This is a genomic window from Microvirga sp. P4_G7 (assembly GCF_056401005.1).
Genome location: NZ_JBFUKD010000064.1, coordinates 1 through 9,858 on the forward strand (window position 1 = coordinate 1; position 9,858 = coordinate 9,858).

10 protein-coding genes are annotated in these 9,858 nt (G+C 61.3%); 5 read left to right on the forward strand and 5 right to left on the reverse strand.

All coding sequences use genetic code 11. From position 1 onward, the window contains the following. Positions 1–281: 281 nt before the first annotated feature. The 3 genes from AC1DT3_RS05365 (at position 282) to AC1DT3_RS05375 (ending at position 2,358) form a co-directional block, all read left to right on the forward strand. A complete protein-coding gene (locus AC1DT3_RS05365; RefSeq protein WP_477464213.1) occupies positions 282–665 on the forward strand; it encodes a response regulator in 384 nt (127 codons plus the stop codon). Then, positions 662–1,576 (forward strand): response regulator, encoded by a 915-nt coding sequence (locus tag AC1DT3_RS05370; protein ID WP_477464214.1) that lies wholly within the window; start codon positions 662–664, stop codon positions 1,574–1,576. Before AC1DT3_RS05365 ends, AC1DT3_RS05370 begins: the two co-directional genes overlap by 4 nt. Positions 1,577–1,986: 410 nt before the next feature. After that, positions 1,987–2,358: an SRPBCC family protein gene (locus AC1DT3_RS05375; protein ID WP_477464215.1), complete on the forward strand. Its 372-nt coding sequence runs from the start codon at positions 1,987–1,989 to the stop codon at positions 2,356–2,358. A 118-nt stretch (positions 2,359–2,476) separates the two neighbouring features. On the opposite strand, the gene rpmG is transcribed toward AC1DT3_RS05375, so the two are convergent. The 4 genes from rpmG to rnr all read right to left on the reverse strand — a co-directional run bounded on the left by rpmG (position 2,477) and on the right by rnr (position 6,298). Beyond that, a complete protein-coding gene (gene rpmG / locus AC1DT3_RS05380; protein ID WP_477464216.1) occupies positions 2,477–2,644 on the reverse strand; it encodes a 50S ribosomal protein L33 in 168 nt (55 codons plus the stop codon). A 130-nt stretch (positions 2,645–2,774) separates the two neighbouring features. Beyond that, the gene (locus AC1DT3_RS05385) at positions 2,775–3,503 is read right to left on the reverse strand and encodes an NUDIX hydrolase (RefSeq protein ID WP_477464221.1); all 729 of its coding nucleotides are present in this window, start codon (positions 3,501–3,503) and stop codon (positions 2,775–2,777) included. Then, positions 3,469–3,900: a DUF983 domain-containing protein gene (locus AC1DT3_RS05390; RefSeq protein ID WP_477464222.1), complete on the reverse strand. Its 432-nt coding sequence runs from the start codon at positions 3,898–3,900 to the stop codon at positions 3,469–3,471. The genes AC1DT3_RS05385 and AC1DT3_RS05390 overlap by 35 nt, the downstream gene beginning before the upstream one ends. A gap of 100 nt (positions 3,901–4,000) precedes the next feature. Then, the gene (gene rnr, locus AC1DT3_RS05395) at positions 4,001–6,298 is read right to left on the reverse strand and encodes a ribonuclease R (protein WP_477464217.1); all 2,298 of its coding nucleotides are present in this window, start codon (positions 6,296–6,298) and stop codon (positions 4,001–4,003) included. Positions 6,299–6,479: 181 nt separating this feature from the next. Here rnr and AC1DT3_RS05400 point away from each other — a divergent pair, with 181 nt between their 5' ends. Continuing rightward, the gene (locus AC1DT3_RS05400) at positions 6,480–7,049 is read left to right on the forward strand and encodes a hypothetical protein (RefSeq protein WP_477464218.1); all 570 of its coding nucleotides are present in this window, start codon (positions 6,480–6,482) and stop codon (positions 7,047–7,049) included. A 205-nt stretch (positions 7,050–7,254) separates the two neighbouring features. Here the strand turns inward: AC1DT3_RS05400 and parE are convergent, their stop codons facing one another. Further along, positions 7,255–9,312, reverse strand: coding sequence for a DNA topoisomerase IV subunit B (gene parE / locus AC1DT3_RS05405; protein WP_477464219.1), 2,058 nt, complete (start codon positions 9,310–9,312; stop codon positions 7,255–7,257). Between the two features lie 306 nt (positions 9,313–9,618). Here parE and AC1DT3_RS05410 point away from each other — a divergent pair, with 306 nt between their 5' ends. Further along, positions 9,619–9,816 carry a hypothetical protein gene (locus AC1DT3_RS05410; protein ID WP_477464220.1) on the forward strand — a complete coding sequence of 66 codons (198 nt, stop codon included), beginning with the start codon at positions 9,619–9,621 and terminating at the stop codon, positions 9,814–9,816. The last annotated feature ends 42 nt before the right edge of the window (positions 9,817–9,858 follow it).

The following is a 9,858-nucleotide window of genomic DNA, read 5'->3' on the forward strand; positions in this document are numbered from 1 at the left end:
GCGCGTCAGCCGCTCGTCATCGGAGACGATACGGTGGAACGCTTCCAGCGCCACGCTTTCGGCTTCTTCAGTGTTTATTTTCCTTAATGCCATGTTCCTGACCGCAAATGCCTTTCGCCAGCACCTATTTGCTTTTCATCAACGCGTGACCAGCTACGTCTAGTTTCTAGGGCACGATGCCGGAAAGTGCGAAGCGGTTTTCGGGTGACATCTTGCTTCACTCATCGCGATTTCGCGAACGATCGAGCCGGTGACGTCTGTTTGGCTCAGGGGCTGCGGCAATGAAGAAAACCGTGCTTATTGTTGAGGACAACGAACTCAACATGAAGCTCTTCAACGATCTTCTCGAAGCCCATGGCTACGCCACCCTGAAAACGGGCCATGGAATCGAGGCGATGGAGCTCGCCCGGGCGCACAAACCCGACCTGATCCTGATGGACATSCAGCTTCCCGAGGTTTCCGGCCTCGAAGTGACGCGCTGGCTGAAGCAGGATGAGGATCTGAAATCGATTCCGGTCATCGCGATCACCGCCTTTGCCATGAAGGGCGACGAGGAGCGCATTCGGGAAGGGGGCTGCGAAGCCTATCTCTCGAAGCCGATCTCGATTGCGAAGTTTCTCGAAACCGTCAGAACTTATCTCAACGCGGACGAAAAGCCCGCATGACGGGCCGCATACTGATCGTCCAACGTGATTTTGCACGGGCGGCCCGGATCGAGAATGTTCTGGCCCGGGCTGGCTTCGACGTCGCAATCGCCACGAGCGCCGCTGACGCACTGATCCTTTGCCGCCGGGGCCGTATGGATACGGTCCTGATTGACGCGGAATGGGCCGAGGGTCCTACGCTGTGCCGAACGATCCGTCGTGATTCCTCGCTCGAAAAGGTGTCCGTCGCGGGGGTGAGCACAGCCTGGAACGCCGCCGCGCGTCTTTGGGCAATGGATGCGGAAATCGACGAATTCATCGTGCTGCCGATCAGCGACGGCTGGCTCGTTCACAGAGTCGGGAACCTATGTCAGATCTCTGAGATAAAACAGAATTTTGCACGAACGGCGCTGCTCGCCGGGTTTCGGGATCCGATGGAAGCGCGTTATGAGCCGAGGCGCCCCAAAGTGCTCCTGGTTGATCCGAACATCCGTTCGGCGGATCGGCTGAAGGCGGTTCTCGCACCGGGATACGAAGTGATGTCGATCGCGGAGGAGGGGCGTCTGCGGGCGCATCGCTCCGCCGCCGAATTCGATGTCATCGTGTGCGATCCAGGAGTCGTCGCCGCGGCCGGAATCGATTTCCACACCTGGCTTCGGGCGACGGACGCATTCGGCTGCCGCGCAGGCCTGGTCGTCGTCGGCGACTGCGACGACGATCTTCAGCAGGGCGCGCAGCTCCTCGAAGCCGATGACGGTCTTTTCAGGCCTGTGGATAGATCCGAACTGCTGTGCCGTGTGGCGCTGTCAGCGCGCAAGCGGTCGCTGATCAAGGATCTCCGGATCTTGGAGGTCCGCTTGGAGTTGAAATCCCTGTTGTTTCGGCCGACGCCCGTCCGCATCGAGGACAGGCTCTATCGCTGGGCGGCTTGAGCTTCCCTTACGCACAGCTTTCGTTCAAACTCTTCACCCGGCCGATTCGCCCCTTATTGCATCGGTGGTCGAATTCTGTTTTGCTGGTCGTCGGAATTTCTCCCTGAACCAGGGAGGCATTGTCTGGTTGTGGTCTTCCCCTCATCGGAAATGCTTGAAAACAAAGGGATTGAGCGCGGTCATACGGCGTCCGCGCTCTTCAAGACGCCCCGGATGCTCAGGTCCGCCGCATCTCCTGGGACTTCGTGGGCTCGGCCAAGCTGGGGGCGGATGTCGCCTCCTCAGCCCCGCCTCCAGCTGGCCACCTCCTTTGAAGCGAAACGGTTGAAGCTTGGGGGCTTCCCGTGACCAAAACCATCGCTCCCCCCGACCTCGGCTCACATCCGCTGCAACGGAGCATGGAACGGACCATGAAGGCTCCCGTAGGGGYCTTGTATCGGGCCTGGACCTCCGAGTTCGATCGGTGGTTCGCCGCGCCCGGATCGGCGCTCATGCGAGCGGAGCCGAACGCTCCGTTCTTCTTCGAGACGCAGCACCAGGGCCAGCGGCACCCCCATTACGGCCGATTTCTGCAGGTGGTCCCGGAACGGACTGTTTCACTCACATGGATGTCTGCGGGGACGAAGGGCGCGGAGACGATCCTCACGATTGCGCTCGAAGCTCGGGCCGATGGCACCACGCTCAGGCTCGTTCATGCAGGTTTCCCCGACGCCGCGTCGCTGCGTGCCCATGAAGAGGCTTGGCCGCTGATCCTTGCCCATTTGGACGAGACGCTGCGCTAGAGAACCTCCAAGGCACACCAACAAAAACCAAAACACACAAACAAAGGACTAAGCACACAAACAAAAACCGCCCCGGTCGGGGCGGTTTGAACGGTCGATCGAATGTCCTTGCGGACGATTACTTGATCTTCGTTTCCTTGAACTCGACGTGCTTCTTCGCGACGGGGTCGTACTTCTKCATCACGAGCTTGTCGGTCTTGGTGCGGGAATTCTTCTTCGTCACGTAAAAATAGCCGGTGTCGGCGGACGAGACGAGCTTCACTTTGATGGTTGCGGCTTTGGCCATGGTCGGGGACCTCTTGTTGGGTATTCGGCTCAGCCGAAATACAAAGGGCCGGGTTACCCCGGCCGGAATTTCCGGGTCTCAATGCCCCATAACGCCCGTTCCGTCAAGGGATTCGGCGCTTGAACGTCGATTACAGGTCTTCCCGTAGGAAGCGACCGTTCCGCTGATAGAAAAACGGCACCGGAAGCTCTTGAATGAAGCCGGCTGCGATGCGGGCTTCGAGTTCGACGAGTACCGTCCGAGTGATCCCCGGGAGATCCAGCGCCTTGGTTTCGGCAAAAGTGACCCAGGTCAGCTCTACGAGTTCGGAATCGGGCCCGACGACCCCCTCCACGGACGCGGCGACGCATTCGCGGTCGATGGCGAAAAAGCGCGTATCGAAACGCTTGACGCGCTTCGGCGGCGTAATCGCCCGGGCCACGAATTGAAGCGTGTCGAGTTCGGGAAAGACGCCGTGCTCCTTGAAGGCCGCCCATGACCCGGCCGGAGTGCTCTCAGGAGCGCCGTAATCCGTCGATCCCAGGAGGAGCCCCGTTTCCTCGAAAGTCTCTCGGATCGCAGCGAGGGCGAGCGCGCGACTGCGCTGCCACGAGGGACGCGTGACGCGGGCCATCAAGGCGTCTTCGGCACGCGGGTGAAGAGAGCCCGCAACCGACATCCGTCGGTCTTCAGGCTCGATCCGCCCGCCCGGAAAGACGAACTGACCCGGGATGAATTTGTGGCGGTCGCTTCGGCGTCCCATGAGCACCTTGGGCGCGCGAGCCGTGCGGTCGATGACGATCAGCGTGGCAGCGTCCTGTGGGCGCAGGGCGGGCGCGTTGGCGTCAAACGCCGTGGAAACCAGAACGTGGGCTTCCACCGGGGACGCCTTCGATACGACCTTCGGCACCTGGCATCTCCTCTGCAGCCTTCTTGGCGCGCGCCGCGCCGAATCCGTGCATGCCTAGCGCGTATTGCAGGCCGACGACAGCGCCTTTGACCGGCTGCAAAAGGCCGACGCACAGGCCGAGGGTGAGGGCAGGCCAAAAGGTCACCTGTACCCAGAGCGGAATATCGAAACTGGTCTCCGCGACGAGGACGCCGTAGCCGACGAGATGTCCAACGATAAAAATCACGATGTAGGGCGGCAAATCGTCGGCCCGGTGATGATGAAACTCCGTTCCGCATGCGCCGCAGATGGGATTGACCTTGAGAAAGCGGCCGAAAAGGCGCCCGCTCCCGCAGGCGGGGCAGCGTCCCATTAGACCGCGCTTCATGGCGACGAGTCGGGTGGGGTCATCGGCGACGGTTCGGCCGGCGACGATTCGGTCGGCGACGATTCGGTCGGTCTGCATCAAAATCCTCGATCAAGCGCGCTCAGCGCTTGCGCTTCACTTTGGCCCGCGTCTTGGATTTGGCCGCATTCTTCGCAGGTCTGCGCTCAGGTTTCGAACGGCCTTTCCGATCACCGCCCCGCTTGCCGCCGAAGCGCCCCTCGGAGAGAACCTCAAAACGCAAAGCGCCGGCTACCGGAGCCGCTTCTACCAGTTTCACCTGAACCTTGTCGCCGAGACGGAAGGTCTCGCCGGTGCGTTCCCCGCGGAGCGCGTGGTTGCCTTCCTCGAAACGATAATAGTCGGCGCCGATGGTCCCGGCCGGAACGAAACCGTCGGCTCCCGTCTCGCTGAGCTTGATGAACAGGCCGGCCTTCGTCACCCCGGAGATCTGTCCGTCGAAGGTGGCCCCGATCCGGTCGGCGAGATGGTGGGCAATGAGCCTGTCGACCGTTTCTCGTTCCGCGGCCATCGCACGGCGTTCGGCCATAGAGATGCGGGAAGCGATTTCGGCAAGTTCCTGGCGCGTCGTCGTTGCCGACAAACCGTCCTTTCCGAGTTTGAGCGCTGTGATCAATGCACGGTGGACGACGAGATCCGCGTAACGGCGGATGGGCGAAGTAAAATGCGCGTACCGACGCAGGTTGAGGCCGAAATGGCCGTAATTCTCAGCGGAATATTCCGCTTGCGATTGCGAGCGCAGGACGACTTCGTTGATGAAGATCTGATGCTCGGTGCCATCGACGCTGGCGAGAATGCGGTTGAACAGTTCCGGCTTGACGACATTGCCTTTCGGGAGCTTCAACCCGATCGATGCGAGCACGTCTCCGAGGCCGCGCATCTTTTCGAGCGAGGGTTCGTCGTGCACCCGATAGATGAGCTCGAAGCCGGCCTTCTCGAGCGTTTCGGCCGCGGCGACGTTGGCGAGGATCATGAATTCCTCGATGAGCTTGTGTGCTTCCAGCCGCTCCGGAATGAGAACGCGGTCGACCGTTCCATCGGGCTTGAGAACGATCTTTCGCTCCGGCAGATCGAGAAACAGTGGCTCGCGGATATCGCGCGCCTTCTTCGCGGTCTGGTAGGCCGCCCACAGAGGCTTCAGGATGCCGTCGAGGAGCGGCCGAGTGGTTTCGTCGGGATGCCCGTCGATCGCCGCCTGAGCCTGCTGGTATGAGAGTTTCGCGGCAGAGCGCATCATGACGCGATGGAAGCTGTGGTGCTTCTTGCGACCGTGGGAATCGAGCACCATGCGCACCGCGAGAGCAGGCCGTGGTTGGTGCGGTCGCAGCGAGCACAGGTCGTTGGAAATCCGTTCGGGCAGCATCGGCACGACGCGATCCGGAAAATAGACGGAATTGCCGCGTGCGAGCGCTTCCCGATCGAGCGCGGTTCCTGGGCGCACGTAAGCGGCGACGTCGGCGATGGCGACGGTCACGATGAAGCCGCCCGCATTGCCTTCGTCTTCGTCGCGCACCGCATGAACCGCATCGTCGTGATCCTTCGCGTCGGGCGGATCGATGGTGACGAGGKGGACATCGCGCCAATCCTCGCGTCCTGCCAGCGACAAGTGCTCGGCCTTCTCCGCCTCCGCCGAGACATCGGCGGGAAAGGCATTGGGAATTCCGTGGGCATGGATGGCGATCAGGCTCACAGCCTTCTCGGAGGTGAGCGATCCCAGCCGCTCCTTCACCTTCGCGTGGGGCGGTCCGAGGCGGCCTCCTTTGAGGACCGTCACCGCGACGAGATCGCCATCCTTCGCGTCGCCTTCATCCCCGGGCCGGATCAGGAACTCGCGCTCGCGGCTTTTCTTTTCCACGGGAACAAGGCGTGCGCCGCCCTCAGGCAACGCGTGGAAGATGCCGAGAACCTGCGCTCGGTGTTTCTCCAGAATTTTGACGACGCGTCCGGTGTAGCGATGAATGTCGTTCTTGAGCGGAGAGACACGGATCAGCGCGCGGTCGTTGATCCCGGGGGTAGGCTGTCCGCGCTGCGGCTTGCGCGGCAGGGTGACGAGAATGGTGGGGATGGGGCCATGCTCCTCAGCGTCCCATTCGGCAGGTTCGGCAATCAATTCGCCATCCTCGTCCCGGCGGCGAATGTCGGCGAGCACGACCGGCGGCAGCTGCCCCGCCTTGTGCATGGTTTTGCCTTTTCGGTCGACGACTCCTTCGACCTCGAGATCCTTCAGCATCTGTTTCAGCCAGATCTTGTCCCCGCCTTGAATGTTGAAGGCGCGCGCGATCTCGCGCTTGCCGACCTTGCCAGGAGACTTGGCGATGAAAGCAACGAGGTCTTCTCGGGAGGGAAGAGCAGGCGGGGCGGTTATGGAGCGTTTGGCCAAGTTCGGGTCTTTTCGAAGCGTCTCTGAAAAAGAAGCTCTGGTTCCAGGGGCTGTGTCTCGCGGGCTGAAAAGCCGACGGAAGGCGTCATAGGAGAGAAATAGGACTTTGGCATAAAGGTTGCGAGGTCGCATAGCGCTGCCATCGGTCTATAATGGCGATCTTCCGTTACGTGAGGACATCATGCGTCTGTCTCATTTCCACGGCCTGCCCTTCGCCCTCCTGCTCGCGGGCACAGCCGGCGCTCAGGATTTCGACATCAAGGGTTTCGTCGCCAAGGCCGCCGAGGGCGGTCGAACAGGTATGGCTCAAAAGACCAAAGCTGTGGACGCCAAGCCAGCGGAGGCGGGTGAAGTGGTCGTGACGATCATCCGCTCGGAAGGAGTGGAGACCAAGAGCAAGCCGGCCGAGGCCGGCGACATGGTCGTCCGCAACCGCTGCCCGGAGACCGGAAACGAGCAATATCTGGTCAAAGCGGCGTCTTTCGCCAAGCGTTACGGCACGCCGCAAAGTGAAGGCGATGCGCAAGGCTGGCGTGCCTTCCGCCCGACGGGCACGCCGATGCGGTACGTGATCCTGGCCCAGGGAGAGGGCCCATTCGCCTTCAAGGCGCCATGGGGTGAGGGAATGGTGGCAAAGGCGGGCGACGCCATCGTGCAGGATCCCACCAACCCGACCGATACCTATCGTATCGCAGCCGCGGCGTTCACCTGCACATATGAGATCGTCGAGAAGCCGAAAGCAGGCGGTTAGCAAGGGATCTGAAGCGACCGCGCAAAAAGAAAGGCCCCACGAAGGGGGCCTAAAGGCGCCGGCTCGTGGGGGCAGAATGAGCCGGTAGTGCCCAGTCAACGACGAGCCCCGGAAGAAGGTTCCGAAGAATTTTCATATTTTTTTTGCCGAAGTTTAGCTGGTTCGATTTGCTGGTTGTGACGGGCGTCTACGCCTGCGCAGCGCTTCAGATATCCAACTGAGCTTCGTCAGCGAAAGCCGCGCGCTCGGAGATGAAGATGAAGCGTGCCTCGGGTTTGTTGCCCATCAGGCGCTCCACCGCGTCGCCCGTTTCCGGCCGGTCGTCGGCTTCGATGACGACCTTGAGCAGGGTGCGCTTCTTCGGATCCATGGTGGTTTCCTTCAGTTGCGCCGGCAGCATTTCGCCGAGGCCCTTGAAGCGGCCGATTTCGACCTTGCTGCCGCTCTTGAACGCGGATTTGAGGAGCTTGTCCTTGTCCGCATCGGTGCGCGCGTAAACCGTCTTGCCACCATGGCTCAGGCGGTACAGCGGCGGAACGGCGAGATAGAGGTGCCCGGCATCGATCAGCCGGGGCATCTGCCGATAAAAGAACGTGATCAGCAGCGAGGCGATGTGCGCGCCGTCCACGTCCGCGTCGGTCATGATGATGACCTTCTCGTAGCGCAGATCGGCATCGCGGTAATGGGAGCCCATGCCGCAGCCGAGAGCCTGGACGAGGTCGGACAGCAGTTGGTTCTGGTGTAGCTTGTCCCGACCGGCCGAAGCGACGTTCAGGATCTTGCCGCGCAACGGCAGGATGGCTTGGCTCTTGCGGTCGCGAGCCTGCTTGGCCGAGCCACCGGCGGAATCGCCCTCGACGATGAAGAGTTCCGAACCCTCCGCGCCTGCATTCGAGCAATCGGCCAACTTGCCGGGGAGACGCAGTTTGCGCGTCGCGGTCTTGCGGGCGACTTCCTTTTCCTGGCGCCGGCGCAGGCGCTCTTCGGCACGGTCGATGACCCAGTCGAGCAGCTTGTTGGCTTGCTGCGGGGAGGCAGCGAGCCAATGGTCGAACGTATCGCGGATCGCCGTTTCGACGATGCGTCCGGCTTCAAGGGTCGCGAGCTTGTCCTTGGTCTGGCCCTGGAATTCCGGCTCACGGATGAACACCGAGAGCATGGAGGCGCAGGTCGCCATCACGTCGTCGGTCGTCACGGCCGCCATGCGTTTTTGCTGGCCGACACGCTCGGCGTGCTCGCGCAATCCGCGCAGCAAAGCGATGCGCAGGCCGTTCTCGTGCGTGCCGCCATCGGGTGTCGGGATGGTATTGCAGTAAGATGACGAGAAGCCATCTTCGTTCGCCATCCACGCGACTGCCCATTCGAGCGACCCGTGGCCGCCCTGCTTGGTGATCTTGCCGGCGAAGACCTGGTCCGAGACGAGTTCCTTGCCTTCGATGTCGCGCGCCAGATAATCCTTCAACCCGTTCGGGAAACGGAACACGGCCTCGGCCGGCACCTTGTCGATGCTGTCGAGAAGGGAAGGGGCGCACTTCCAGCGAACCTCGACGCCGCCGAACAGATAGGCCTTCGACCGCGCCATTTTGAACAGGCGGCGAGGCAGAAAATGCGCCCCTTTGCCGAAGATCTGGTGATCGGGTTTGAAGCGCACCTTGGTTCCGCGCCGATTGGGCGCCCGGCCGATTGTTTCCAGCTTGGTCTGCGGCGCGCCGCGCGAGAACACCTGACGGTACAATGTCTGGCCGCGCGCCACTTCGACCTCGAGAATTTCGGACAAGGCGTTGACGACGGAAACGCCGACGCCGTGCAAGCCGCCAGAGGTTTCGTAGACTTTGGAGTCGAACTTTCCACCCGCATGGAGCGTCGTCATGATGACTTCGAGGGCGGACTTTTTCGGGAACTTCGGATGCGGATCGACCGGAATGCCGCGACCGTTATCGGTGACGGAAAGCCAGTTGTCCTCCTCCAGCTCCACTTCGATGAAGCTCGCGTGACCGGCCACCGCCTCGTCCATGGCGTTGTCGATCACTTCGGCGAACAGGTGGTGCAGCGCCTTCTCATCGGTGCCGCCGATATACATGCCGGGACGACGACGGACGGGCTCGAGACCTTCCAACACCTCAATGGTGGAGGCGTCGTAATCGCTCTCCGCGGGAACGGCGTTGCGCGTCACCTTGGCAGCGGCATTCCGCGCCGATGCAGGCGCAGCGCGCTTGGCTGCCGCCCCGCGGCCATCTCCGAAAAGATCGTCGTTGTCAGTCATGGAATTTCTGGACCGAAATGATTCGCTTGATTCAAGAACTATAGCGCATCCGACGGACCGAATGCGAACAAAACAGAAACTTACGTTGCTTGTGGCGAACGCTAGTAGCACCTTTCACGGGAAAACCTCAAATATGAGGCGGCACGAGAACGAGACGCATTTTGTCAAACGTTATAACAATTGAAATACGGACAAATCTGTCGTAACGTAAGTGTCATCCGCCGGACACGGATAATCAGTAGGAACTGGTTGGCTCTCGTTCACGTTGATCGGTTAAGCTCGAGGTCGAAGAGGGGAGATTCGGACGTGTCGCCAAGAACTGCAGTCGGACCAGCGCAGAACCTGCATCTCGATCGCGCGGCGAGAGTCGCCGGTGAAGCGTTCGCTTTCAGCGAGCCGGAAATCGCCAGCAATTCAGGCTGGTCGTTGGGTTGGACGCTGAGTGTCGCTGCCGCAATCGCGACCACGTTCGCCGCTTTGGCCTATCTCGGTACGCCATTCTGAACGACTTCGTTGCAGGACGGGGCAAGACGTGCTGCCCCGTCG